A 25,402-nucleotide genomic window follows, 5' to 3' on the forward strand; every position below is an offset into this window, starting at 1 on the left:
GCAAAATTCAAAGCGATGAAAATTTTAAAACATATTCCCAAAATCGTTTTCGTATTTGCCGTGCTGATAGCGTCGTCCTGTAAGGATAACCTCACGGAAATCAATGAAAACCCGAATGGCGTCGATCCCAACAGCGCCAATCCGAACCTGCTCCTGCCGACCGTTATGACCGGCGTGGGTAACCAGTACCTCAAACTCGGCTACGGCCGCATTGCAGGCGTGATCCAGCATACGCAGGAAGACGCGTGGAAGAACGGCTTCAACGATTACGACTGGACCGAGGAGGACGACGAATGGAAAGCATGGTACGGCTTCCTGCGTAACAACAACCTGCTTTACAACCGTTCCGTGGAAATGGGCTTTACATTCCACCAGGCTGTGGCGCTTACGATGAAGGCATTCATTTTCGGAACGATCACCGACCTCTGGGGCGACGCGCCATACACCAATGCGCTTAAAGGCGACGAGGGTGAATTGCTGCCCGTATTCGATAGCCAGGAGGTGATTTACAAAGGCATTATCGAAGACCTGAAACAGGCGTCGGCGCTCTTTGCCACCGCGGACGTTGCCACTTATGCGCCCGGTTATGATGTGTATTACAATGGCGACAAGCTGAAATGGCAGAAATTCACCAACTCACTGCTGCTGCGCTATTACATGCGGGTGTCGTCCAAGCTGCCCGACGTGGCGAAGGCGGGAATCGAGCAGATCTACACCTCGGGCATTTACCTGAAAGAAGCGTCCGACGACGCGGTGATGGAATACATCGGCGCTGCATCCGGCGACTCGTGGCCAACTGCCATCGCATTCGACGTGAGCCAGTCGAACTGGCGGAGAAGACGTCCGGCCGCTACGCTGCTGAACAACCTGGTAGCGAATAACGATCCGCGTCTGAAAGTATGGTTCCAGCCGGTGCACGTGCGCTGGGTATCCGACGCGACATTGAAAACGGGCGTGGACGAATTCATCCGCAAGGACGGTGTGATCCAGAACGGCGTGAAATCGCTGACGGAGCAGGAGCTGCGTGAGGAGATCGCGGCCGGGCACAAATTTACCCGCCATTTCAACCCGGCAATGTACAAGCCGGAACGTCCGGACCTTTTCAACGGACCACTGAACACCGGTGAATATGTAGGTATCCCCGCCGGGATGATCGACCCTACCTATTATAATGAGAACCCTACCACCGGCCAGCAAGTGCAGAACCAGCACGCATCGCAGCTGAGCTACGAGTACCAGGGTTCAAAAGGCGGCTTGCTGAAAGCACGTCTGGCATCCGCTGCCGAAACTTCCTTCATTCTGGCGGAAGCCGCCCAGAAAGGATGGGCAACGGGCGGCGCCGAGGTTAATTACAACAACGGCATTAAGCAATCGCTCCAAACCTGGGGTGTGGCTGACAAATATGATGCTTACGTGAAAACGGTTGCCTACAAAGGCACATTGGCGCAGATCATCGAGCAGAAATGGATCGCCAGCTGGACAGCTTCTACCGAAGCTTGGTTCGACTATCGCCGCACCGGTCTGCCTGTACTGGTGGCAGGCCAGGCGCCGGCTTCACGCGCGCTGCCGCTGCGTTTCATTTACAGCAATAACGAGCTGAACAACAATGGCGCTAATGTACGCGGTGCGATCGACAAGCTGGAAGAGACCAATTTCTCCGGTCCACGCAAGAAAAACAGCCAATGGTCGAAGCCGTGGCTGGTGCAGGGAACGGGCAAGCCGTGGTAGAATGAATTCCGGCCCCGGTAAAAAGGCTTTTGTCCCAGGTTTCCGGATGTTTGCCCCATGGTTAATCGGCTTTGCCACATACCATCGAATTAATTGTGGCGAATTGCCGGAGTTTAGCGTACTTGCCGGGGACAATGAATAATCCAGCACCCGTTTTTGAGAGCGGCCCTTTTCGGAGGGTCGCTTTCTTTTTTTTGTATAAAACTAAGAATTGTGCTCGCGGGATTATCTTCCGATGGGGCTTCGATATGCAGATGGGAGCAGGGACGGATCGCCATTATTCGACCTTCATTGTGGCGATATTTCGCCTGTTAAAAAGACCAATCTGAACCGATATTCCTGCCCATGACTGGTTCTGTCAACCGGATACTTCGCTACGCTTTTTGCAGGCAAAATTTCCCTTAAATGGCCCTGGAATACCGTCTGGTGCAGCTTATCGGTGAAGGTCGTTGTCAGTGGCCATTCTTAATAATTTTTAGCGCTTTACAAACTGTTTTTAATTGTAAAACAAATAGTTACAAATTGTTAGGAATTTATTGAAAACAGTTACTTTGGACGTTAGAAAGCGGATAATATCCTTTTTAACCTCCTCTATTTATGAACCTGTGGAAGTATCGCTGTGCCCTCGTAGTAATATTACTGGCATCGCAACCAAGTAAAGTTACGGCCCAAACAAACGGGTCTTACAACGTATATCTCAGAACTGGTACAGTCGTTCCGGAGCCCTCGTTAAAGCCCGGTCTGGACAAGACTATGTCCACTCCTTTTGCCCGAAAAAACGCAGGCGAGCAATTTGTAATAATCCAATTTTTCGGCATTCCGGACGAAGCGGCGATTTCATCATTGAAGAGCGCCGGCATCACCCTGCTCGACTACATTCCTGAAAACGCCTATACCGCCGTCGCTACAAGCGGGCTCGATGAGCTTGCCCTGCAAATGGCCGGTGCCCGGGCGGTACTCGAATTGCAGCCGGAACAGAAAATCCAGCCCGGGCTGCCGGAGGGTAACATCCCGGCCCACGCGCTGAAAGAGCACGGAAAGGTGGACGTCCGGATCAGCTATGTGAAAACGGCGTCGTACGACGACATTGTGAACGAGCTGGACGCCCGGCGCATCCAGCTGCTATCCGGCGATTTGCGTGATTACCAGGTCGTGGAAGCGCGGGTAGATGTGGGTGGGCTGCTCGCACTGGCTGCAATGCCCTGGGTGCAATATATCGAAGCAGTACCGCCGCCCCGCGACCTGCTGAACGACAAAAGCGAAGCCGCCACACGTGCGAATGTGCTGGCATCGGGCCTGCCCGGCCAACGCCAGCTGACCGGCGACGGAGTAGTGATCGGCATTGGCGACATTGGCAGCCTGCTGGACCATGCCGATGTCCGCAGCAAGCTCATCAATATGGACGACCAGGGCACCTACTGGCACGCTTTGCACGTGGCCGGCACCGCAGCCGGAGCGGGCATTATCAATGAAAAATACCGGGGATACGCGCCCGCGGCACGGCTGCTGATGCGCGCGACGTCCGACATTTGGCGACAAGCCCCCGCGCTCGTGACGAACTACGGGATGGTGGTGACCAACAACTCCTATGGCGGAAGCGTGTGCCAGGACTTTGGAGCCTATAATTCCGATTCTTACATCCTCGACCGGCAGGCATCGGAGCTTCCGCATTTGCAGCACGTGTTTGCGGCGGGGAACAGCGGCCAGGAGCCGCCGTGCGGCGGCCTGCCAGCCGGGTTCGGGACTGTGCTGGGAGGAAGTGCTTCTTCCAAAAGCGTTATCACTACGGGGCGGACCATTCCCAGCGGGGCCATTTCCAGCGCGTCAAGCCGCGGTCCGGTAAAGGACGGGCGCATCAAGCCGGAGATCATCGCGCCGGGCGGAAGTATTTTCTCAACCATGCCCGGAAATGCCTACCAGGCAGCGTCGGGTACCAGCATGGCAGCCCCGGCCGTGACCGGTGCGGCGGCATTGCTTTACCAGCGTTACAGGCAGTTGAACAACGGCGCCAATCCGAAGAATATGCTCGTGAAGGCGCTCCTCTGCAACGGCGCCACCGACAGAGGACTTGACGGCCCGGATTTTACCTTCGGGTTCGGAGTGATGAACCTGCTGCGTTCGGTTACGATGATGGAAAAAGGGCATTATTTCAATGGCACGGTGGCACATGAGGGGCTCAACGGGTTTGAAATTCAGGTTCCTTCCAATACGGCATTGGTCAAAATTATGCTCTATTGGAACGATCCGGCGCCTTCGATGCTCACGGGTGCCAAAGCGCTCGTCAACGACCTCGATTTGAAATTGGTCAGGTCTGGCGGGGATTTGCTGCCTTCGTTCCCCAGGAAAAGCAACCCGCAGGCAGCCGCGGTAGCTGGCGTGGACACGGTCAACAATGTGGAACAGATTGTCTTGAAAAGCCCGGCTGCGGGTACCTACGTCGTGAATGTGTCAGGGACGAAGGTGCCCAGCGGGCCGCAGGAGTTTTTTCTGGTGTACGACATTATCGAAAACTCGACGGTGCTCACGCACCCCGTCGGCGGCGAGCGCTTCACAAAAGGCGATGCGATAGACATTGGGTGGGATAGCTACGGAGCCGATGAAAGCACTTTTTCAGTGGCCTATTCGCTCAATGATGGTGCTTCGTGGACTAATCTCAGCACCGCCGTGCCGGCGGGGACAAATCAGCTCACCTGGAACATTCCCGACGCATCCACTGCCACCGCGAAGGTCCGCATTACGCAAAATAGCACCGGGATAGTGAAGGAAAGTGCCCCGTTCACCATTATGGGCGTGCCGGTGATCACGCTGTCGGCAAACCAATGCGAGAGCTATGCTGCCGTGCAATGGACGGCCGTGCCCGGTGCCACCGACTACGAGGTCATGCGGATGCAGGGCAGTGAAATGTGCCCTGTGGCGGTGACGAGCGCATTGACCTACGTGATGAGCGGCCTCTCGCGCGACTCTACCTATTATATTTCCGTGCGGGCGCGAAAAAACGGCACGCCGGGGCGCAGGGCCGTGGCGATCAGCCATCAACCGAACTTCGGGACGTGCCAGGGCATTATTTCCGATGGCGACCTGGCCGTGGATGCTATTTTGTCGCCCACGCGCTCGGGCAGGCTACACACTTCGACCAGCCTGAACGACCCCCAGATCGTAAAAGTAAGGCTCAGGAATCTGGACGATCAGCCGGTTGTTCAATCCTTCCAGGTCGGCTATGCGGTAGGGGCCGATGCGGCGGTGCATTGGGAAACGGTCCATTCGGATATCGATGCGAATGGCTCTTTGGATTACACCTTTACCCAGCCGGTAGATATGCGCAATGCGGGAAGCTATTCGCTCACGGTAACGGTGAAGCTCGAAGGAGACCAGGTTGCTTCCAATAATCAGAAGTCTTTGGTTATAAAACAATTGAACAATACGCCCATAAGCCTGCCATTCACCGATGACCTCGAATCGGCTGTGGCGCAGGAAGCGTCTGCCAATACCATGGGAGTGGGAGGGACAGACCGCTGTGATTTCTCGCAGGAGCTCAACCTCGGCCGCCTCCGGACTTCCACCGACCCCGTGCTCGCTTATTCCGGTTCCAAGGGATTGACGGTCGACGCAAACAGCCTCGGCAATACGCCCTATCCGACATTCCTGGACGCAACCTTCAATTTAGCCGCCTATCATGCCGACCGGGACGAAGTCCGCCTAGCATTCCGCTACCGGCATTACCAGCCGCCCGGCAAGGACTGGCCGCTGCGCATGTACGTGCGTGCCCAGGACACCGACGCCTGGATTCCGGCGCTGGAAAGCAGCCTCGTTCCGTATTTTACCCGTGACAGACAGTACATGCAGATCGTGGTCGATGTGAGCGACCTGCTCAGGCGGAACAACAAGGAATTTACGACCAGTTTTCAGGTAAGATGGGAGCAAAGTTTCAGGAATGCAGCTCAAACGGATGGCGCTACCATCGACGATATCCGTTTGTTCACAACGCGCAGCGACGTGGAAATGGTGAGGATCAATGCCTCCGAAACCCAATACTGCGGGAGCGACGGTTATCAGGAATTTACTTTTCTGGTCAAAAACAATGGCTCCGAGGATTGCTACGGTGTGCCTTTTGAAACATCTTTGAATGGTGAGGTGATTCACACAGGCCAGGTGCCGGTGGTGCGTGCGGGGCGTGATACGCTTTTTGCCTTCCATTTCGCGTCCGCCCGTTTGCTCGGCACCGATCAAACCGTAAAGTTTCAGCTCAAAAAACCGTATGATCAGAACACAGGCAACGATTTTGGCACAACACTTGCCAGAGCGGCCCGCGTGATTTCCAGCTTCCCTTATCTGGAAGATTTTGAAAACGGGCAGGGCGGCTGGTACACGACCGAAAGCAATCCGCTCTGGACATTCGGCACACCCGGCAATGCTAAATTGCAGCAGGCAGCCAGCGGCACGCAGGCCTGGACGACCAATCTGAGCACCCCGTTTTCGAAAGAAACCACTTCCTATCTCTACTCACCTTGCTTTGCGGTGACCGGCATGGCGCGGCCGGCGCTCAGTTTCAGCACTTCGCTCGATCTGTCGGCTTGCGCGGGCGGCGCGTGTGATGCGGCGTACATTGAATACAGCGTCAGCGGAAATACGTGGATGCGGCTGGGCGAAGTGAATAGCGGCACCAACTGGTACAATGCCCGGCATAGCAATGCGGATGTATGGAACGTGCAGGATTACACCCGGTGGCACGTGGCTACGGTTTCCATTCCCAACTATTTTCCCGGCGGCTATGTCCGTTTCCGCTTTGTGATCAAAGCCAAATCGGCTAGCGGCAGGGTGGGATTCGGGGTGGACGATATTCACATGTACGACGCGCAGTCGATGGTGTATTTCAATGCATTACCCGACAATTCCGCTGCTAATGCACAGGTGAGCGGCAATGAATGGGTGCCATTGAAGCTCCACAATTCACTGGTGGCGGCGATCAATCCCAACGGTCAATCGCTGGGGCAGGTGTCGGTGAAAAGTTATTTCGACCACGGAGCAATGCGGATCCGGAATGCGCAGTATTATCTGGGAAGAAGTTTTACGATCGATGCCGACGGTCCGGGGTTTTCGAAGCCGGTTAGCGTAAGGCTTTATATAACGGATGAAGAGACGGAAAGGCTTATCCAGTCGCCCAGAAAAGCCGGCATTTCGCAGCCTTCCTCCGCTTATGAACTTGCCATTACCCAGTATACGGGAAGCAATGAGGACGGCGATATTTCCAACAATGGCAATGCTACCTGGGCTTTTCACCCGGGTACGACTGTGCGTAAAGTACCATATGCGCAGGGCTATTACCTCGAATTTTCAGTGCGAACCTTCTCCGAATTCTGGTTTGCCAAAGAATTCATTGGTACGGGCACACCGTTGCCCGTGAAGCTCGCGGTATTTTCGGCCACGGCCGCCGAGCAGGCCACGCGCCTCGAATGGCTCACGGAATTGGAAGAGAACGCAAGCCATTTTGAAGTACAGCGAAGTGCCGACGCCCGCACATGGACTGCGCTTGCCGCCCGCATTCCCGCGCAAGGCGAGGGAGGGCACCGCTACGAGGCCACAGACCCATCGCCGCTGCCGGGCCTGAACTATTACCGGCTGAAAATGGTGGACCTTGACGAAAGTTATGCATTCAGTCAAATCGTTTCCGTGGATTTTGCCGCTGGTGATACGCAGGTGACCGTTTTTCCGAATCCGGTTTCCGGTAAACTGTTCGTCAGGGCGGGGAGAAAGCGATTGGCGAGCATGGAGGTGCACGCCGTTTCGGGAACGCGGCTGCTCGTGTCCAACTCGGACCAGCCGGTAGTGGATGTTTCGCATGTGGTACCCGGCATGCATTGGCTCACGGTCCATTATACCGATGGCTCCCGCAGCCATCACAAAATCGTGGTGGTGCATTGATGGAAATAGAAAAAATGTGACGATCGGTTACGTTCGATTCGGGTTATATGGCTTACTTGCAGAAAAAGACCATATCCTCCATGAAACGCCTTTTATCGCTGATCGTCGCATTATTTTCCGTTTTTTCCGTAGCTGCCCAGCAGATCAATACAGCCGATCTCGACCGGCTCCTGGATTCACTCACGGTCCACAATCAGTCGATGGCCAGCGTGGCGATGCTGCACAAGGGCGTGAAGATCTACGAGCGGGCCATTGGCTATGCCGTGATCGACAGTACGCAACAGGTGAAAGCGACCCCCGCGACCAAATACCGCATCGGTTCCATTACCAAGACTTTCACGGCTACGATGATCATGCAGCTGGTGGAGGAGCAGAAACTCACGCTGGACACCCGTTTGGACAAATATTTCCCTTCAATACCCGAAGCGTCGCAAATTACGATCGAGATGATGCTCCGGCATCGCAGCGGCATCCACAATTTTACCGACGACGCGGCATATTGGGAAACGATGACCCAACCGAAGACGAGAGCTCAGATGCTCGCCGCTTTTGAGAAAAGCAAATCCGATTTCACGCCCGGAACGACGGCCCAGTACAGCAATACCGGCTATGTTCTGCTTGGCTACGTGATTGAGGACATTACCCAGAAATCTTACGAGAAGAATTTGCAGGAACGCATTCTTTCACCTTTGGGCCTGAAAAACACGCGGTTCGGTGGCAAAATCGACCCGGCCGCCGGCGATGCGCATTCCTATACATTCTCAAAACAATGGGACAAGCGTGAGGAGACCAGCCTGACCCAGCCATTGGCGGCCGGTGCCATCGTATCAACCGCCGCGGATGTGGCGACGTTTTATGAAGGGCTGTTTTCAGGTAAGTTGGTATCAAAAGAAAGCCTCACTAAAATGACCACCCTGACGGACATGCAAGGGCTGGGCCTTGCGCGCACGCCTTTTTATCAGCGCATGGGCTACGGGCATTCGGGCGGTTTGGATGGTTTCCATTCCGTTGCCGCTTATTATCCCGCCGATAGCCTTTCCGCGGTGGTTCTTTCCAACGGCGTCGATTACGGGTCGAACGACATTCTCATTGCAACGCTAAGCACCTTTTACAAGGCGCCTGTCACCATCCCCGATTTCAGGGCGATGGATTTGAAACCGGAGGAGCTGGATGCCTATGTGGGCGAGTATGCAAGTCAGCAGATTCCTCAAAAAGTAACCATCTCGCGCGAAAACAGACGGTTGTTTATGCATGTTGCCGGTCAGCCCGCATTACGCCTCACACCGGTCAAAAAGGACGTTTTCAAATTCGATTCCGCCGCGCTTACCATCGAATTCCGGTCGAAGGATGGGGAATTTACGCTTACGCAGGGCGGCGCGGTGTACGTCTTCAAAAAGTAATTCAGGCCCGCACTGCATTAAAGAAGCCGACCCGGATTACCCGGGCCGGCCATTATCATAGGTGAATAATTAGCAGCTTATCAGACCAGGTCGAAACGGTCGAGGTTCATGACCTTGGTCCAGGCGGCAACGAAGTCCTTCGCGAACTTCGCACCGGAATCGGCGCTCGCGTAGATTTCGGCGATCGCCCGGAGCTCCGCGTGCGAGCCAAACACGAGGTCGGCGCGTGAGGCGGTCCATTTGGGCTGGCCGCTGGCGCGGTCGCTTCCGAGGTACGTTTCACGGTCATCGCCCATTGCTTTCCATGCTGTGTTCATATCCAGCAGGTTTACAAAGAAATCGTTCGTGAGCACGCCCGGGCGCTGTGTGAATACGCCGTGTTTCGATCCGTCGAAGTTGATATTCAAAACACGCAGGCCGCCGAGTAATACCGTCATTTCAGGTGCGCTGAGCGTCAGTAACTGCGCTTTGTCGATCAGCAGTTCCTCGGTGGATACTTTGAATTTCGTGCCGCGGTAGTTGCGGAAACCATCGGCGATCGGTTCGAGGTGGCCAACGGATTCCACGTCGGTTTGCTCCTGCGATGCGTCGGTCCGGCCGGGTGTGAACGGAACGGTGACGGCGTGCCCCGCGTCCTGAGCAGCCTTTTCCACAGCCGCACTGCCCGCCAGCACGATCAGGTCGGCGAGGGAGATTTTGCGTCCGCCCGTGGTTGCATTAAACTCCTGCTGAATGCTTTCCAGCGTGCGAAGTACTTTTTGCAGCTGTGCCGGATTGTTCACTTTCCAGTCCTTCTGAGGCGCCAGACGAATGCGGGCACCGTTTGCGCCGCCGCGCTTATCCGAACCACGGAATGTCGACGCCGAGGCCCATGCCGTTGCCACCAGCTCCGGCACGGTCAGTCCCGATGCAAGGATATTCGCTTTCAAGCCTGCAATATCGCTGTCAGTCACCAGGTCATGGTCCACAGCCGGAACGGGATCTTGCCAGATCAGCACTTCCTGAGGCACGTCCGCACCCAGGTAGCGGGCACGCGGGCCCATATCGCGGTGCGTCAGCTTGAACCACGCGCGGGCGAATGCGTCGGCGAATGCATCCGGGTTTTCCAGGAAATGCCGCGAGATTTTCTCATATGCAGGGTCGAAACGCAGCGAAAGGTCGGTGGTAAGCATGGTAGGACGGTGTTTTTTGCTGCCGTCGTACGCGTCGGGGATGATTTCACCTGCATCTTTGGCTACCCATTGATGCGCTCCGCCGGGGCTTTTAGTAAGCTCCCATTCGAATGCGAAGAGGTTTTCGAAAAAGTTGTTGCTCCATTGGGTGGGCGTCGTGGTCCAGGTCACTTCCAGGCCGCTGGTAATGGTGTGTGCGCCCTTCCCAGTCCCGAAGCTGTTGCTCCATCCCAGGCCCTGGTTTTCCAGGTCGGCACCTTCGGGTTCCGCACCAACATGGTCCGAAGACGCCGCTCCGTGCGTTTTACCGAAGCTATGGCCGCCGGCAATGAGCGCCACGGTTTCTTCGTCATTCATCGCCATCCGGCCGAACGTATCACGAATGTCTTTTGCGGCTGCGATCGGGTCGGGGTTGCCGTCTGGTCCTTCGGGATTTACATAAATAAGGCCCATGTGTGCCGCCGCGAGCGGTTCTTCCAGGTTGCGGGAATGCGTCGTTCCACCGGCATCTTCGTCGGAAACGAGCACGCCGGGTTCGGCAAGGCCCGGCTGGCCGTGGGCATAGCGGCGGTCGTTACCCAGCCAGGTGTTTTCAGAGCCCCAGTATACATCTTCGTCGGCTTCCCACACATCCGCGCGCCCGCCGGCAAACCCGAATGTCTTGAAACCCATCGATTCCAATGCGATGTTCCCGGCCAGGATCAGTAAGTCGGCCCAGGAGATTTTATTGCCATATTTTTGTTTGATAGGCCAAAGCAGGCGACGGGCCTTGTCGAGGCTCACGTTATCGGGCCAGCTGTTGAGCGGCGCAAACCGCTGCTGTCCCGAGCCACCGCCACCCCGGCCGTCGAACACGCGGTAAGTACCCGCGCTATGCCAGGCCATACGAATGAATAATGGCCCGTAATGTCCGAAATCTGCCGGCCACCAGTCCTGCGAATCCGTCATCAGGGCATGGAGGTCTGTTTTCACTGCTTCCAGATCGAGGCTTTTAAACGCTTCGGCGTAATTGAAATCTTCGCCCATCGGGCTGGATAGGGATGAATGCTGGCGCAGAATATTCAGTTTCAGCTGGTTGGGCCACCAGTCGCGGTTCCTGGTACCGCCGCCGCCTACATTGTGATTCATTGTCCCATTGTGAAAAGGGCACTTGCTGATGTCGTTTGATCCGTTTTCCATTATGATTAGTTCATGTTTAAACTACTTCGCTGCATCTGGTATTTGTGCAGCGGGATAAAGGTATAATACCGAATTTGATTGTCAAAATCAATTAATTCTATGATTCGATAACAAAAATCTATTTCGCCAATAACCCAGTGCGTTATCGTCGGTGTGGTGGTTGCACCAGGCTGCAAACAAACAAAACCCCGGGCGCTGCATGCACCGGGGTTTTTACATATTGCGTTTGCCGCGTCCTATTCGCTGGATGGAATCCGGCTGGTTTGCGTCGCCAGATTGCGGTAGTTGCCGGTTGTGCCGGTATGGTTTTTCGTATTTCTGGGCGCCGAGCCGCTGCCTTCCTTCACTACCGTGTCCGGCTCGGTGAGGTTTTTGCGGCGGGTGGCTATCGCTTCTTTGGAGAACAGCATGGACTTGTTGTCTTCGTTATCCGAATACCGTCCCACGTCATTCGCATTCTCATTGGTAGCGGCGCCGGGGCGGTTGCTGCCGTCGTTTTCATTGCTTTTCTGCGCAACCTGGTCGGTTGGGTTAGGCTTGCTGGTGCTGGTTTGCTGCGCCTGCTTGTTCTGGTCCTTCACCTCGTCGGCCTGCTGCTTCTCGTTTTTAGGTGAAGGTGTTTGCACGCCTTGGCCGCTGGCCTTGGTAGTCCGTTCTTTATTGGTCGAGCTCGTATTGGTTTGCGCGTAGGATGCTGTTGTTAGGCAGAGCATCGCCATCACTGCGGTGATCATGAGTTTTTTCATAACACTTCAATTATTCGTTGGTCCTGATAGCATTTTATGGTTAAAAACTATGCCAGCGATGCAGGAACAGGCATTCGCCGGGTGCCTCTCACGGGGTTTGACCAATGAATCGCGTTTTCGCCTTCATATCGGTCCGAAGGACGCTCTGCTGACGGAAAGTGCGCCGGTAGCTTTGGGCAATGGTGTCGAGTGCGGCGTTTCGCTGCCTGGTTTTTTTACCTAAAAAAGTGACGACTTTGGTCGGTTCGGTGATCGTTTCCCTCGTCTTCGTGTCTTTCCAGCGGCCGCTGGCGTCCCATTCGGTGTAACCTTCGGGGAAATAGGCGCTGATGACGCTGTCGCTGAATTGCTTCCATTGCTGCTCGCTCACAGTGCCGCCGTCGGGAATATTGCGGCCAAAATACAGATCGCTGCGCTGGTAGGAGGCACAGGATGTCAGGCAGAGGCAGGTCACTGCGGCCAGGCTAAGCAGTTGTTTCATCGGTCAGGTTGGTTTGGCAAAAGGAAGTGTTCGCATGCCTATGTAAACTTAATGGAAGTTACCATATATTTATCACCCCTTCCCTCAGTGCATTCATGAGAAATTGTTCACCAAAATCGAAATGATCATGCAAAAAGTAGTTCCACATTTATGGTTTGACAAGGAAGCCGGCGAAGCGGCGGAGTTCTACACCGCTATATTCCCCGAATCCAGCATTACCGGCGACAGCACGATGCCAGGCTCGCCGTCAGGCGACGGACGGATGCTCACTTTCGAGCTTTGGAACCAGAAGTTCTGGGCGGTTAACGCCGGGCCGCTGTTCAAAATCAACCCATCCATATGTTTATGGTGAATTTCGACCCGCTTTTCTTCGGTGCGTCGGACGATCCCGCTGCGGCCGCCCGCGAAAAGCTCGATGAAGTGTGGAACAAGCTGGTCGAAGGAGGCTCGGTGCTGATGCCGATTGATCAGTATCCATTTAGCCAGCGGTATGGATGGGTGATGGACAGGTTTAGTGTTTCCTGGCAGCTCATTCTCACCAATCCCGAAGGTGAACCCCGGCCGTCCATTCTGCCGTCGCTCATGTTTGTCGGCGATCAGTGCGGTAATGCGGAGGAAGCAATCCGCTTCTACTGCTCGGTCTTCCCGGATTCGCGGATCGGCGGCATACACCATTACCCCGAAACCCCCGGTCCCGACAAGGAGGGTACGGTCATGTTTGCCGATTTTCAATTGTCCGACTCATGGTTTGCCGCAATGGACAGCGCACAGGCGCATCAGTTTGGGTTTAATGAGGCAGTTTCCCTGCTGATCAACTGCGAGGATCAGGCCGAAATGGATTATTTTACCCAACAAATGTCGGCCGTTCCCGAGGCCGAGCAATGCGGGTGGATCAAGGACAAATTCGGCGTATCGTGGCAGATTTCGCCCATTGCATTGGAAGAAATGCTGATCCGCGGCTCGCGCGGGCAGATCGACCGCGTATCCCAGGCATTGTTTCCGATGAAGCGTATCGATCTGGCTGCTTTGGAAGAGGTTTTCAACTCAGCAAAGGCAGGGGATTGACATTCAGAAATGCCCCGCAGGCACTGGCATAGTTTTCGCCTTTTGAGAAAAAAAATTTAAATACGGTCAGCCATGTCCAGGTCAAAACACAGCTATTTTTATCGGAACAGTTTATCCATTGTTTTTATCACACTATTCCTTGTGGCGCTTGTAGCCCAGGCAGTTTTCGGGTGGCACCTGCACAACGACGAGCTCACCAAGCTGGGCGCCGCCGCCATTGGTTTCACGGAATACCTGTCGAGCGGGCACTTCTTTTCGGCCACATTCGAGAATTTTCAGAGTGAATTCCTGCAAATGGCTATGTATGTGATGCTTACCATCTCGCTCAGGCAGATCGGCTCGGCGGAATCCAAAGACCTGGAAAAGCCCGAGGTGGTGGACCGCGAGCCCGATCCGTCGAAGGAAGATGCGCCCGGCCCCGTCAAACGCGGCGGATGGCGGCTGACGCTTTACAAAAATTCCCTTTCACTCAGCTTCCTTATCCTGTTTCTCGTGAGCTGGGTAGGGCATCTCTACGGCAGTTTTATCGATCACAACGAGCAGCAGGTGCTGCAAGGCGAAGCCCCGCAAACCCTGGCCGCGTACCTGGGTGAACCGGATTTCTGGTTCGAAACTTTCCAGAACTGGCAGAGTGAGTTTTTGTCGGTGGCGTCAATCGTCATTCTCTCCATATTTCTGCGGCAGCAGGGGTCGCCGGAATCCAAGCCGGTGGACGCGGCGCATATGGAAACGGGCAAATAGGCGGCCGGTCCGGTCAGGGGAGAACCTGGCCGGACCGGTACCAGCTGTAACCGTAAGCTGGCAATTCTACCGCCAGACGTCCGTTAGCTGCATCGTAATCGCCCGTGCTGTTCCAGAGATTGTACCATTTGGTTTTCCCCACCGTCAAATCGGCCTTTCGCGGTGCATTGGTGAAGTTGTGCAGCACTAGCATCGACCTGCCTTCATAGTCATAACGGATCGCAAGGATATCTTTCGAGCCGGCGTCGACGATCGTAGAAGTGCCCAGCCCGATTTCCGGGCATGCTTTCCGCATTTTCATAATGGCCGCCACCCGGTGGAGCAGCGAAGTGCTGTCGCGCCACTGGCTTTCGGCATTAATGGTCCGGAAACCGTATTCACCCTCATTGATCACCGGGCGGAATGCCGTGTCGGCCGTGGTGAAACCTGCGTTTTTAGCGGCGCTCCATTGCATGGGCGTCCGTACCGAGAGGCGTTCTTTGAGCCGGAGATCGTCGCCCATCCCGATTTCTTCCCCGTAACGGATCACCGTTGCGCCGGGCAGTGAGAACAGCAGGCTGTAAGCCATTTCAAGCCGGCGGCGATCGTTGTTCATCATTGGGGCAAGGCGCCGGCGAATGCCGCGTTCGTACAATTGCATATTGGTGTCGGGGCCCATTGCGGCGTAAATGCGCTCGCGTTGGCGGTCGGTGAGCCGCCCGAGGTCTATTTCGTCATGATTTCGCAGGAAATAGGCCCATTGCGAGCTCTCGCTGATTTCGGAAGTGGCCTCCATCGCCGACCTGAACGGTGCCAGGTCGCCGGTAGCGAATGCATAAAACAAATGCTGGTTTGCAAAGAAATTGAACATCAGCTGGATACCCTCGCCGTTTTCGCCGAAATAGTTGACGCTTTCTTTAGGTTCCACATTCGCTTCGCCGAGTATGGCGGCATCGGCTTGACGCGACTGCGTGAACTGGCGGATGTCTTTCAGGAAATCGAAGTCGAGCTTAGGCTTTTCGGGGTTCGAATGCGGTACTTCGATAATGAATGGCACGGCGTCGAGCCGGAAGCCCGAAATGCCCTGATTGAGCCAGTACCCGATGATCCGCTGCGTCTCCTGCATCACTTCCGGGTTCATGAAATTGAGATCGGGCTGAAATTTGTAGAAACGATGATAGTAGTATTCGTTGCTGGCACTATCCAGCGTCCACACGCTTTTTTGAACACCCGGAAATACCATTCCCTTATCGGCATTGCGCGGCTTGGTGGGCGACCAAACGTACCAGTCGCGGTAGCGGGAGTTGCGTGCGCTGCGGGCGTTTTTGAACCACGGATGTTGGTCGGACGTGTGGTTGATCACCAGGTCCATGATGATCCGCATGCCCCGTTTTCGTGCCTGATGCATGAGCTCGGCGAAATCGCCGCTGGTGCCCAATTTGGGATCTACGCCGTAATAATCGGCCACGTCGTAGCCGTCGTCGGCGCCGGGCGACGGCTGGAACGGCGCGAGCCAGATCACGTCCACGCCCAGCATTTTGAGGTAATCGAGCTGCTGGATCACGCCATTGATATCGCCCCGGCCATCGCCGTCGCTGTCTTTGAATACCCCTATTTCGAGATTGTAGATAATGCTGTTTTTATACCAAAAATTCTCCTTGAACTTCCGTGGTGCCACTTTGTCCTGCGCACAGGCAAGCATAGGCACACACACGAGGAGCAGGAGGCGGATGAGCAATTTGTTCATAGTTTGAGATACATTAACATCGTGTTACATAAAGGCATTGACCTGCTCGTCGCCGCCGCAATTATCACAGGGAGTAACGCCCTCCGCAAGCTCCCGGCCGCAGCGATTGCAGACGATCACTTCCGTAGGGCGGCAAACCTGCTTCACAAATTCGGCGTCGATGCCGGGAATAATGCTCAGGCCGGAGCGGATTTCGGCATGGCGGATCAGGGTGAACGACCCGTCGGCCTCGAAATACAGCCGCTTTACCTCGCCCAAATGCCGGATTCCGTGGTTTCTGAGCTGTGAATAGGCTTTTTCACGGGTAATGCCGCTCACTTTCATTTTTTGTAAATCGAGTGTGCCGTCACTGACCAGTATCGACATATCGCCCTGCGTGACGGACTCGAACCGCTGGTTGCGTGAGGCGAAGTAGGCCAGCGTTTGCTGAACGGCCACCACCACCACGCCAATCATGACCGCCGCCAGAATGCCCCGGTCGGGAGCCTGCAACGGCACCCCGATCGCCGCCGCGAGCGATACCATCGCAAGCATTTCGTTCCGGCTCAGCTGCGACGCCATTCTTTTCCCCATAAGCCGCATGGACACCATGAGTACCAGGTAAATCACCGCGATCCGCAGCACCACCTCCCAATAAAACCCGCCCGGAACGTCGCCGATAAACATCCGCTGCCAGTCCCCGAAATGAATATCTTCCTTTTTCATGCGGCGTGGCTGGGTTGGTTGGAAATGGAAATGCTGGCCTGACCCCATTGCGTAGCGTTGCAAACGGGGCAATGCTGCTGCCGGTCTTGACTTTCAGGCACTTTTCCGCAGTTGGCGCAAACGAGCGTATTTTCCACGGATGTTTGTCCAAAACCGGAAATAGCCTCGTCGCCGGGTGGAAATAAGGGCAGGCCGGCACCTGCTTCGGGATGCCGGTAGATGGTGATCAGCCCGCAGGATTCCAGGTACACGCGGGCTACGTCGCCGAGATTATAGATTTGGTTGTTGCGCAGCGCCGAGAAAATCTGCTGGCGCGAGACCTTGGTACGGTGCATTTCTTCGAGCTGCATTACGCCGTTTTTGACGAGAACGCTTAGTTTCCCCTGCGTTGCCTGCTCGAAACGCTCACTTTTAAATTCGAAAAAATTAAGTCCGCGTTGGAACAGGAGCGCACACACGAGGATCATCCCGCACAGCAGGAGGCCGGTTTGCGGCATTTGCATACCCGGCGACACAATTGCCCCGAGGGTGATCATCACGGCCAGGTCCGAAATGGTGAGCTGGCCACCCATTCGCTTGCCCATCATCCGCACGATAATGAGAAGAATGGCGTACATGAGAATGGTCCTGAGGAGAATTTCAACTAAAAATACGACCGGCGTTTCCCCGAACAGAATGCGGTACCAGTCGCCGGGAACTATGTCTTCCTTTTTCATTCAGATGTGGGATAGGAGTGTAAACGGTTACAGATCAAGGATGAGAAACCCGGTACACCACGCCATTGGTATCATCCGAAAAGAGCAGTGAGCCATCGCTATGAACGGCCAGCCCCACCAGTCGCCCGAAATGCGCTTTGTTGTTGTTCACAATGAAGCCCGTTACGAAATCTTCGAAGCGCACCGGCTTTCCGTTTTCAAAATGCATCCGCACGATCTTATAGCCTACGGGCGAACTCCGGTTCCACGAGCCGCGCATCGCCACGAAGGCATCGTTGCGGTAATCCTCGGGAAACTGTGCGCCGGAGTAGAAGGTCATCGCCATCGGTGCCGAATGCGCCTGGTAGGTGAGCGACGGCAGCTTGGTTTTTTGGAGATATTGCTGGTAAGTGGTATCGCCTTTGGGACGGTCGCCCGGGTTGTATTTGCCCTCGCCGTAAATGTAAGGCCAGCCGTAGTCCGCTCCCTGGCTGATCTGGTTCAGCTCTTCTTTTTGCTCGTCGTCACCAAGCCAGTCGATCCCGTGGTCCATTCCCCAAAGCTCCTTCGTTTCGGGATGCCAGCCGAAGCCGATCGTGTTGCGCAGGCCTTTGGCGAAGATCTTGCGGTTTGAGCCGTCCTCTTCTGCGCGGAGCAATGTCGCATTTTCGGGATTGGATTCCGGGCATGCATTGCAGGTGCTACCCACGCTGATGTACATTTTCTGATCCGGCCCGAATGCCAGCGTGCGGTTGGGGTGCTGGCCGCCGTCGGGCAGGTCGCTGATGAGCATGCGTGGTTGGCCGAGCGTGCCATCCGGGTTGATATCCGCCACAAATACCTCTTTCACGGCAGCCATATACATTTTGCCATTGTAAATATGCAGGCCGTGCACCTGCTTGATATTTGCAACCGTCTTTTTGTCGTCGGCCATGCCGTCGCCGTCTGTGTCGGTGAGCATCATTACAATGCCTGCCTCGCGGTCCGACGCGTACACGTGGCCTTTTTCGCTCGTGGCAAGCATACGCGGTTTGCCGAGGCCTTCCGCGAATTTGTTCACTTGAAACCCGGCCGGGACTTTCAGCTGTCCCACGTTTTGGTCGGAGGCTGGTTGCAGGGCCGGATAAAAAACATATCCCTGGATTTGCGCCGAGGTCGCTTCTTTGTCTGTTTCTGGAATGAATGCGTCCCAGAAGTCGTCGTCATCGTCGCAGCTGACCGCCACGCCCGCCAGCAGCGCACATGCCATCACGGCCGAAGCCGGTTTTCGGAAATAAGAAGGTAGTTTCATGTTGATGATTTGCGTTTTTAGAAATTACTCCGACTGGCTTTCTGGTTCATACTCCCAATGCGCGATGTCGTCTTCCGGGAAGAAAAACTCCTCTTTCTTTGGTAATTCGGTCTCGGCGATCTCCTGAAAGCCTTGGTCCCTGCGGTAAATACCCCTGCGCCTGATGCCTTGCAGGTCGGTGAAAATGACGTGTGATTCGTCGTCGGGAAATGTGCCGTTGCTCATGGGATTTGTGGTTTAAATGTTTGTAATATTCCACAGGATGGCCGCCGCTTACGGGCGTTCATCTGCGGTATTTTCATTGAAATCGTCGTTGCGGTTTCGTTCCTTGCCGTGCTGGCCTGCGCCGCCTTTGATTTCATCGCGTTCGATAACCTCTTCCGCGCCTTCGGTGCCGTAGTCGTCCACTTCCCCTTCCTGAAAATTGTCGTTGGCATTTCGTCCGCTTTCCAGGGCCTTTTTTACAGCCTCATCCGGGGTTTTGTCCTCTTTGTTTTCCATGATTTCCTGATTTTTTGACGGGCGGGCTATACAAAATCCGTTCCCAGCCCCCAACCGGCCCATCGGCCCCGGCCAGGGCAGGGGTAGCCTGGTGTGCGGCCTACCCATTCGCGCATATCGGGAAGGGGCTTTAAGAAAAATTATCAGCAGCCGCCGGGGCAAAGCGTTTTGGCATGGTTTTAACATTTAACCCGCCTTTCATTTCAAGGCACCGGGCCGTCGGGACGCATTCCAGTCCATGCACAGCAGCTTGCTTACGGCGGCAGGTGTGGGTTTTATTTATTTCAAAAACAGGTTATTATGGAAAACATCCTTCAAAGAAGACGGTTTCTGCAACAGGCGGCACTGGCTGTTCCTGCACTCGGGCTGGTGAGCCTCGACGACGTGGCGGCTCCATATGCGCCGGAAAACGGGCAACCCTGGGCGCAGGATAAAAAGTTAGGAATCGCTTTGCTGGGATTGGGCAAATACAGCGAGGAGCAACTCGCACCGGCGCTGGAAAAAACGCAGCGGTGCAGGCTGGCGGGTATTATCACCGGAACACCCGAGAAGGTCGGGAAGTGGAAAGAACGGTACAAAATCCCCGACAAGAATATCTACAACTACCAGAACATGGATTCGATACGCGACAATCCCGACATCGACATTGTGTACGTGGTTACGCCCAATGCGCTGCACGCCGAGCACACGATCCGCGCCGCGAAAGCCGGTAAGCATGTGATCTGCGAAAAGCCGATGGCTACGAGCGTGGAGGACTGCGAAGCGATGATCGCCGCTTGTAAGAATGCCGGCAAAATGCTTTCCATTGGTTACCGGCTGCATTTCGAGCCGCACCACCAGACATTTATGCAGTTTGGAAAAAAGAAATTGTACGGCGACGTGCAAAAGATCGTGGCCGAGAACAGCCAGGAAATGGAAAAAGGCGTGTGGCGCCTGGACCGCGAGCGCTCAGGCGGCGGGCCGCTGATGGACCTCGGCATTTACTGCGTGCAGGGCGCCCTTTACTCGGCTGGCGCAAATCCCGTGAAAGTGGCAGCCAAAGAAGGCCCGAAAACCGACGTCGAAAAATTTGCCGAAGTCGAACAATCAATTGATTTCCAGCTGGAATTTCCCGGCGGCGCCGTGGCGAACTGCCGGACGGCCTACGTGGGCAGCGGCAACCGGCTGCGCGTGGAAGGGAAAAAAGGCTGGTACGAGCTCGAACCTGCCTACGAATACAAGGGCATTAAAGGTAAAACTTCCCAGGGGCCGATGGGTTTGGAGAATGTAAACCAGCAGGCACTTCAGATGGACGATTTTGCGAACTGTGTTCTCAACAACAAACCCACCCGCGTGCCGGGCGAAATGGGCCTCCGCGATGTGAAAATCCTGATGGCGATTTACGAAGCGGCCCGCACGGCCCAGCCCGTGACCCTGAAATGGTAACGGAATGCTTCATCCACCAAAATTCATGAAATCATGTATGTACCCATCATCGTCGCTGCGGTAGTGATTATCATTATCGCAGTCATGTACTACCGTAAAAAGGCCGAATAAAGGGCGTAGCGGTACAAATAGGGCGGGAATGGTCTGTTCCCGCCCTGTTATTTCCTTAGCCGGCCGGTATCGGCCTAAACGACAAACTCGAACGACGGACCGATCGTGTAGCCGTCTTTCCCTGGGAATGGCGTGGCGCAGAGTTTCTGAGCGGTCAGTTTCAGGTCGTACATCACGCCGATTGTATTGTTGAGCATTTCCGGGTGCCCGTTGAAAGTGTGATGGAGCCCTGCCAGCAGCGAATAGTAGCTCGCATTGAACTCGTTCATCTGCTTCAATTCCTCGCTGCCTGACGGCAGCATGGCGGTTTTCGTGTTCGGGAACAATGGGTACACGTCGTTCGGGTCAAACGGGATGGCCGGGCCGGTGTAGGAAACGCCATATTGGGCGCTTTCGTCCTTGACCAGCTCCCTACCGAGATACAATTCCTGAAACCGATAGTAATGCGCCGCTTCACCTTCTTCGTCCAGCGGCGACGATGAGGTCCCTTCGCCTTGCTCGATGATGATATTGATGGCGTCGTGGGCGTTTTGTTTGGTATAAATCGGGAAAAGCTCGTCGGCACCGAAAAATGGCGATGTTACCTGCCTGTTTTTGTCTCCGGGCAGTTCGTCGGGTGCGAGCTCGTCGATCTTGTGCTGAACGGCCAGGTAAAACTGCCCGATCGTGCTGAATGCAGGCATGGCCGCCAGGCTTAGCTTTTTGATGTCCAGCGGATGTTCCGGTTCTTCGATTTCCATAAAAACGTCCTTAACGAGCTGTACCGAGTATTTTTCCAATCCCACGATCAGTCCGTGGCCGATCCCCATCGGCAGCGGGCCGGGGTATTCGGGTACGAACCGGCTGTTGTCGATGGCCGGGCTGCCGCCGAGGGCATTCAGGATGTTGGCCGCAATGGTCATATGCAGCATTTCCTCGATCACGATCGAATGGATGATCTGCCGTTGCGCCTGGCTGGTGCCGGGTTTGAGGGAAAACATGGCCGTGAGGTAGGGTGGGATCGTGGAATGTTCCAGTTCGATGGCCCGTTGCACCAGCGGGTAAAGTTCCGACAACGAGTTGGCTGATAATGCCTTGTGGATGTATGTTGAATCTATTTTTAACATTACAGGGGAAATTTTAGCCTTGGATCAAAGATTTTCAAACAAATTCTCGGTAGCCGTGAAGCCTGTGAAAGAGCCGTTCTTGGCCTTTACCGCCTCGCGGTATCTGATCTGCCGTTCGGTTAATTCAGTCCCCGGCGATACCGGGTTTTCCGCGCGTGCAAGCCTTGCCTGGCTTTTCAAAACGGCTTTCGGGCCGGTGCGGGGATTTTTCAGCCAGTTCAGGATGGTTTTCCGCTTGGTGTCCGAAAGGTCGCGCGTGACGGGCATGTGCATCGTGTCGTTGATGTCGAGCGAGAATGCGAAAATGAGGATATTGCGTTTCTCCGCCAGCGCCGCGGGATCGGCCAGGTCGACCACATATTTGCTCATGATCGGGTATAAATTGCTGTACTGGATCATCATTTCCGAAATATCATCCCAAACCGGTTCGGCGATTTCTTCGAAATAGTCGCGCAGGTGCACGACCAGCTGTTCCGGGCCGAATGCCGGGTCAATTGTGTCGGATTGGTAGGTGAGGGTGTAAATCTGCCCGTCGATGTACACGCGGGGGCTGTGAATGGCGTTTCCGGTCAGCCGCATTTGCGCTTTGCCTTCCGCATTCGTTTGGAAGCTGCCATTGAAAGTGAGGCCCTCGGCGGGGTAATTGTTGCCGTACAGTTCCGAGATCGGATTTTGCGGTCCCACAGGCGTGTCGGGCGTCGGCGGATCGATGCTGATCGTCACGTTCGCATTCGGAAGCGGCTTGCCCCATTGATAGGCATAAAAGTCGACATCGACGGACTGCCCGTCGTCCAGGCGGAGTACAAAATTATCCGCCCTGGCCACGAGCCCGTCCACCGCCTCGCGCGCCAGGATGGCATATTGCCCGGGATTGGCGGCAGAGGGTGTGATAAGGATCAGCTGGTGGTTGCGCAGCGCGTCCACCGTTTCGTCGGACAGGTTTCCGAAACTCACGATCCCCCCCGTACGGAGCAGCCATTCGGGGTCCGATTGGTACGGTATCGCGCCGATTTCGATAAAATCACCGGGGGCGATGTACGACGTTGGCGTTTGAGCACTCGCGGCACCAGTCTGCGGGATTTTGCTCACAGCAAGGCGCAAATCCTGCTGAAAATTGATCGTACCCATTGAGTTGGCAACAGGAAAACTCGCGCCAAAATCAGCGGTAACCCTTTTTTGAGCTTCTTCAAATATAAAATTCGTCGTAGAAAAATACATCCCGCGGACATTGGGCGTCACGCTGATGCCATACATTCGGCGCGCCGCCGCGAATGTAACCGGCTCGTTTTCAAAGTACGGTCCGATCGAGCCGATGATGCGCCCCAGCGAAAACCTGCCGTCGTTGTGCGAATAATAATATCCGAACGGGTTCATATTGATAGCCAGCGTATTCCGCTGGGTCGTGGCACGCAGCGTGCGCAGGAATGCGGAATCGTCCGCGTGCGGGCCCCATTCGATATTCGTGATGGTGGAAGTCCAGGTGGCGCCCAGGGGCTGGCCGTTGCTTTTGCCGCCGTCGAGCTGGCGGCGCTGAATGTCTCGGAAGCTGGTCGTGTTGATATCGCCTTTGAAAAGCAGTTTTCCTTCGGCATTGCAGATCCTGAGCTGGACACACCAGAGCGCGGAGAACATTTGCGCGTCCGGGTCCAGGTCGACCATCTTGCCGGTAGGCCTGCCTTCCGCGCCCACAACCGCCTGGCCGATGATCATGTCGTCGGAAGGATTGTGCTGCATAGTGCCGTCGGGCAGGAAAATCTGCTGCACCGAGCAATTGCGGAAGTCGAAAACCGCGCCTCCCTCGGGGTTCCACCAGCCGTTGGTCGAGCCCTGGCCGGGTTCCTGGAAGTTGGGTTTGAAAGTGGCGTTGTTGTAATGTGCCGTGTCGTTGTTTACTGTGCTGACATCGGAGAGGAAGTCGCCCGTAAACACGAGCCGGGGGGCATGTAGGTAAGACATGGTGAAAATTGGTTGTTTGGGGAGAGAGAGTAACCAATTGGTTATTTTTTACTTACTAATTCTATATTCTTGTAGAATTAATTATTAAACGGTCGTAAGTGCTTTCAGTCAAAGCCAAAATGAATAGCGGACAGCCACTAGGAAGCTGCCGCGAAAACCATTTATTTCGCTTCGGCAAGTAACCTCTCTTCGATGTGATGGATAACTGGAAAGCAATTGCGTATCTTCTGGCGTTCGGGCAGGGGTTTGTCCTCTGTTTGTCGCTCATTGCACGCAGCTTCGGCGGGCGGCGCGCCGGCTTGTTCCTGGGGCTGATATTGCTCGTGCTGTGCCAGGAACTGCTGAATGCCTGGGGCATGCAGGTGCATTATCACAGCCGGCCCGACGCCATTCCGTTCTGGAATTGGCAAAGCTATCTCGTACTTCCGCTTGCCACCTGGTTTTTCATGCGGCTCACCACGGAGCCGGGCTACGTTTTTAAGCCGAAGTACGGCTCGTTTTTCCTGCCTGTGGCCGTGGAAATCGCCATTCGGTGTGCGTGGAGTTTTTACAGGAACACGCTGGGTGTGGAAATACCGTCGCTGCTCGACAATGCTCCGTGGTTTTTCGTGACCGAAATCCTGCCCATTATGGGAATGGTAGCGGTTTTGGGCATTTACGGTCGACGGTTATCCCGCATTCATTCCGGCTTAAAAACGCATGGCGGTGAACGGAGCGCCCGTACCTGGTTCCGCTTCTACGGCCTTTTCTCGTTCCTAAGCCTGCTCACAATTTTATGGATCGCCGGGGTGATTTTCGAATGGCCTGTATTTTCGGGTATAGAACTGTTGCTCGCCCTGTGCCTTTCAGGCCTCGGGTACATCGGCTACATTTCCCCTGACTTCTTCACGTTGCCCGCATTGCCCAAACCCAAACAACCCGAAAAGCCGGATTTCGCCCGGTTCGACGATCGGGCGGAGTTTCAGCGGCTGCGCGACGTCTTCCTGCGCGACCAGCTGCACACGCGTTCGGGCCTTACGCTGGACGAGGTGGCCGGGCACCTGCAACTACCGCCCCGCTACATTTCCTATCTGATCAACGCACATTCCAACACGAATTTCAATGGTTTCGTGAACGGTTTCAGGGTAGAAGAGGTGATACGCAAGCTGGCCGACCCCGGCGAGCAGCATAAAACAATCCTCGCGCTCGCATTCGAATCGGGGTTCAATTCCAAATCCACATTCAACCAGGTTTTTAAGCAGCATACGGGCAAGTCGCCGTCGGAGTTTATGCTGGTTCAAAAATGACGTGTACGGAGGCCGAAATGGCCGGAAGTAAGTCCGGAATCGTGATTCCGGACGTCCGGGAAAGTGTTCCGGGGCGACGGGTATGCGTTTCAGGGCTTGTTTTGGGATAAAATCATTAAACCTGTCCGTTGTATGTTCAAACCACTTTTGCTTCTGTTAGCCATTTGTT

Annotated in this window: 19 protein-coding genes; 8 read left to right on the forward strand and 11 right to left on the reverse strand. The window is 55.1% G+C overall.

Annotated elements, in window-relative coordinates; all coding sequences use genetic code 11:
- Nucleotides 1-15: 15 nt before the first annotated feature.
- The 3 genes from DFER_RS03050 (at nucleotide 16) to DFER_RS03060 (ending at nucleotide 9,047) form a co-directional block, all read left to right on the forward strand.
- Entirely contained in the window at nucleotides 16-1,728 is a 1,713-nt protein-coding gene (locus DFER_RS03050; protein ID WP_015810137.1) for a SusD/RagB family nutrient-binding outer membrane lipoprotein, read from the forward strand.
- 753 nt (nucleotides 1,729-2,481) lie between these two features.
- A complete protein-coding gene (locus DFER_RS03055; RefSeq protein ID WP_229206163.1) occupies nucleotides 2,482-7,647 on the forward strand; it encodes a S8 family peptidase in 5,166 nt (1,721 codons plus the stop codon).
- An 80-nt stretch (nucleotides 7,648-7,727) separates the two neighbouring features.
- Nucleotides 7,728-9,047, forward strand: a complete 1,320-nt coding sequence (locus tag DFER_RS03060; protein WP_041735771.1) for a serine hydrolase domain-containing protein — start codon at nucleotides 7,728-7,730, stop codon at nucleotides 9,045-9,047.
- Nucleotides 9,048-9,127: 80 nt separating this feature from the next.
- On the opposite strand, the gene katG is transcribed toward DFER_RS03060, so the two are convergent.
- The 3 genes from katG to DFER_RS03075 all read right to left on the reverse strand — a co-directional run bounded on the left by katG (nucleotide 9,128) and on the right by DFER_RS03075 (nucleotide 12,625).
- Nucleotides 9,128-11,398, reverse strand: coding sequence for a catalase/peroxidase HPI (katG, locus tag DFER_RS03065; protein WP_015810140.1), 2,271 nt, complete (start codon nucleotides 11,396-11,398; stop codon nucleotides 9,128-9,130).
- 236 nt (nucleotides 11,399-11,634) lie between these two features.
- Nucleotides 11,635-12,144 carry a hypothetical protein gene (locus DFER_RS03070; protein ID WP_015810141.1) on the reverse strand — a complete coding sequence of 170 codons (510 nt, stop codon included), beginning with the start codon at nucleotides 12,142-12,144 and terminating at the stop codon, nucleotides 11,635-11,637.
- Nucleotides 12,145-12,232: 88 nt separating this feature from the next.
- Entirely contained in the window at nucleotides 12,233-12,625 is a 393-nt protein-coding gene (locus DFER_RS03075) for a DUF3574 domain-containing protein (protein ID WP_015810142.1), read from the reverse strand.
- A gap of 127 nt (nucleotides 12,626-12,752) precedes the next feature.
- Between DFER_RS03075 and DFER_RS30315 the strand changes: the two genes are divergently transcribed.
- The 3 genes from DFER_RS30315 to DFER_RS03085 all read left to right on the forward strand — a co-directional run bounded on the left by DFER_RS30315 (nucleotide 12,753) and on the right by DFER_RS03085 (nucleotide 14,431).
- Nucleotides 12,753-12,977 carry a VOC family protein gene (locus DFER_RS30315; RefSeq protein WP_222837300.1) on the forward strand — a complete coding sequence of 75 codons (225 nt, stop codon included), beginning with the start codon at nucleotides 12,753-12,755 and terminating at the stop codon, nucleotides 12,975-12,977.
- Nucleotides 12,971-13,690 (forward strand): VOC family protein, encoded by a 720-nt coding sequence (locus DFER_RS03080; protein WP_222837301.1) that lies wholly within the window; start codon nucleotides 12,971-12,973, stop codon nucleotides 13,688-13,690. Before DFER_RS30315 ends, DFER_RS03080 begins: the two co-directional genes overlap by 7 nt.
- Before the next feature lie 72 nt (nucleotides 13,691-13,762).
- Entirely contained in the window at nucleotides 13,763-14,431 is a 669-nt protein-coding gene (locus tag DFER_RS03085; protein WP_015810143.1) for a DUF6766 family protein, read from the forward strand.
- Between the two features lie 13 nt (nucleotides 14,432-14,444).
- On the opposite strand, the gene DFER_RS03090 is transcribed toward DFER_RS03085, so the two are convergent.
- Genes DFER_RS03090 through DFER_RS03115 form a run of 6 tightly spaced genes read right to left on the reverse strand, consistent with a single transcriptional unit; the run spans nucleotide 14,445 to nucleotide 19,349 of the window.
- Nucleotides 14,445-16,157 (reverse strand): alpha-amylase family protein, encoded by a 1,713-nt coding sequence (locus DFER_RS03090; RefSeq protein ID WP_015810144.1) that lies wholly within the window; start codon nucleotides 16,155-16,157, stop codon nucleotides 14,445-14,447.
- 24 nt (nucleotides 16,158-16,181) lie between these two features.
- Nucleotides 16,182-16,862, reverse strand: coding sequence for a DUF421 domain-containing protein (locus DFER_RS03095; protein ID WP_015810145.1), 681 nt, complete (start codon nucleotides 16,860-16,862; stop codon nucleotides 16,182-16,184).
- Nucleotides 16,859-17,578 carry a DUF421 domain-containing protein gene (locus tag DFER_RS03100; RefSeq protein WP_015810146.1) on the reverse strand — a complete coding sequence of 240 codons (720 nt, stop codon included), beginning with the start codon at nucleotides 17,576-17,578 and terminating at the stop codon, nucleotides 16,859-16,861. Before DFER_RS03100 ends, DFER_RS03095 begins: the two co-directional genes overlap by 4 nt.
- A gap of 34 nt (nucleotides 17,579-17,612) precedes the next feature.
- Nucleotides 17,613-18,848: a PQQ-dependent sugar dehydrogenase gene (locus DFER_RS03105; protein ID WP_015810147.1), complete on the reverse strand. Its 1,236-nt coding sequence runs from the start codon at nucleotides 18,846-18,848 to the stop codon at nucleotides 17,613-17,615.
- A gap of 24 nt (nucleotides 18,849-18,872) precedes the next feature.
- Entirely contained in the window at nucleotides 18,873-19,073 is a 201-nt protein-coding gene (locus DFER_RS03110; protein WP_015810148.1) for a hypothetical protein, read from the reverse strand.
- 48 nt (nucleotides 19,074-19,121) lie between these two features.
- Nucleotides 19,122-19,349: a hypothetical protein gene (locus DFER_RS03115; protein ID WP_015810149.1), complete on the reverse strand. Its 228-nt coding sequence runs from the start codon at nucleotides 19,347-19,349 to the stop codon at nucleotides 19,122-19,124.
- A 300-nt stretch (nucleotides 19,350-19,649) separates the two neighbouring features.
- On the opposite strand from DFER_RS03115, the gene DFER_RS03120 reads away from it, so the two are divergent.
- On the forward strand, nucleotides 19,650-20,774 hold the full coding sequence (locus DFER_RS03120) for a Gfo/Idh/MocA family protein (protein ID WP_015810150.1): 1,125 nt from the start codon (nucleotides 19,650-19,652) through the stop codon (nucleotides 20,772-20,774).
- Nucleotides 20,775-20,959: 185 nt separating this feature from the next.
- Here DFER_RS03120 and DFER_RS03125 read toward each other — a convergent pair whose 3' ends face one another.
- On the reverse strand, nucleotides 20,960-21,991 hold the full coding sequence (locus DFER_RS03125) for a ferritin-like domain-containing protein (RefSeq protein ID WP_015810151.1): 1,032 nt from the start codon (nucleotides 21,989-21,991) through the stop codon (nucleotides 20,960-20,962).
- 24 nt (nucleotides 21,992-22,015) lie between these two features.
- Nucleotides 22,016-23,947, reverse strand: a complete 1,932-nt coding sequence (locus DFER_RS03130) for a hypothetical protein (protein WP_015810152.1) — start codon at nucleotides 23,945-23,947, stop codon at nucleotides 22,016-22,018.
- Nucleotides 23,948-24,144: 197 nt separating this feature from the next.
- Between DFER_RS03130 and DFER_RS03135 the strand changes: the two genes are divergently transcribed.
- Complete coding sequence (locus tag DFER_RS03135; protein ID WP_015810153.1) at nucleotides 24,145-25,233, forward strand: helix-turn-helix domain-containing protein; 1,089 nt, start codon at nucleotides 24,145-24,147, stop codon at nucleotides 25,231-25,233.
- Nucleotides 25,234-25,402 lie beyond the last annotated feature (169 nt).

This window comes from Dyadobacter fermentans DSM 18053, from assembly GCF_000023125.1.
In the GTDB taxonomy this organism is placed as follows: domain Bacteria; phylum Bacteroidota; class Bacteroidia; order Cytophagales; family Spirosomataceae; genus Dyadobacter; species Dyadobacter fermentans.

Excerpts from the sequence above, each read along its gene's own strand:
- DFER_RS03050 (WP_015810137.1), top strand. The coding sequence starts at position 16 with ATGAAAATTTTAAAACATATTCCCAAAATCGTTTTCGTATTTGCCGTG.
- DFER_RS03055 (WP_229206163.1), top strand. The coding sequence starts at position 2,482 with ATGTCCACTCCTTTTGCCCGAAAAAACGCAGGCGAGCAATTTGTAATA.
- DFER_RS03060 (WP_041735771.1), top strand. The coding sequence starts at position 7,728 with ATGAAACGCCTTTTATCGCTGATCGTCGCATTATTTTCCGTTTTTTCC.
- katG (WP_015810140.1), bottom strand. The coding sequence starts at position 11,398 with ATGGAAAACGGATCAAACGACATCAGCAAGTGCCCTTTTCACAATGGG.
- DFER_RS03070 (WP_015810141.1), bottom strand. The coding sequence starts at position 12,144 with ATGAAAAAACTCATGATCACCGCAGTGATGGCGATGCTCTGCCTAACA.
- DFER_RS03075 (WP_015810142.1), bottom strand. The coding sequence starts at position 12,625 with ATGAAACAACTGCTTAGCCTGGCCGCAGTGACCTGCCTCTGCCTGACA.
- DFER_RS30315 (WP_222837300.1), top strand. The coding sequence starts at position 12,753 with ATGCAAAAAGTAGTTCCACATTTATGGTTTGACAAGGAAGCCGGCGAA.
- DFER_RS03080 (WP_222837301.1), top strand. The coding sequence starts at position 12,971 with ATGGTGAATTTCGACCCGCTTTTCTTCGGTGCGTCGGACGATCCCGCT.
- DFER_RS03085 (WP_015810143.1), top strand. The coding sequence starts at position 13,763 with ATGTCCAGGTCAAAACACAGCTATTTTTATCGGAACAGTTTATCCATT.
- DFER_RS03090 (WP_015810144.1), bottom strand. The coding sequence starts at position 16,157 with ATGAACAAATTGCTCATCCGCCTCCTGCTCCTCGTGTGTGTGCCTATG.
- DFER_RS03095 (WP_015810145.1), bottom strand. The coding sequence starts at position 16,862 with ATGAAAAAGGAAGATATTCATTTCGGGGACTGGCAGCGGATGTTTATC.
- DFER_RS03100 (WP_015810146.1), bottom strand. The coding sequence starts at position 17,578 with ATGAAAAAGGAAGACATAGTTCCCGGCGACTGGTACCGCATTCTGTTC.
- DFER_RS03105 (WP_015810147.1), bottom strand. The coding sequence starts at position 18,848 with ATGAAACTACCTTCTTATTTCCGAAAACCGGCTTCGGCCGTGATGGCA.
- DFER_RS03110 (WP_015810148.1), bottom strand. The coding sequence starts at position 19,073 with ATGAGCAACGGCACATTTCCCGACGACGAATCACACGTCATTTTCACC.
- DFER_RS03115 (WP_015810149.1), bottom strand. The coding sequence starts at position 19,349 with ATGGAAAACAAAGAGGACAAAACCCCGGATGAGGCTGTAAAAAAGGCC.
- DFER_RS03120 (WP_015810150.1), top strand. The coding sequence starts at position 19,650 with ATGGAAAACATCCTTCAAAGAAGACGGTTTCTGCAACAGGCGGCACTG.
- DFER_RS03125 (WP_015810151.1), bottom strand. The coding sequence starts at position 21,991 with ATGTTAAAAATAGATTCAACATACATCCACAAGGCATTATCAGCCAAC.
- DFER_RS03130 (WP_015810152.1), bottom strand. The coding sequence starts at position 23,947 with ATGTCTTACCTACATGCCCCCCGGCTCGTGTTTACGGGCGACTTCCTC.
- DFER_RS03135 (WP_015810153.1), top strand. The coding sequence starts at position 24,145 with ATGGATAACTGGAAAGCAATTGCGTATCTTCTGGCGTTCGGGCAGGGG.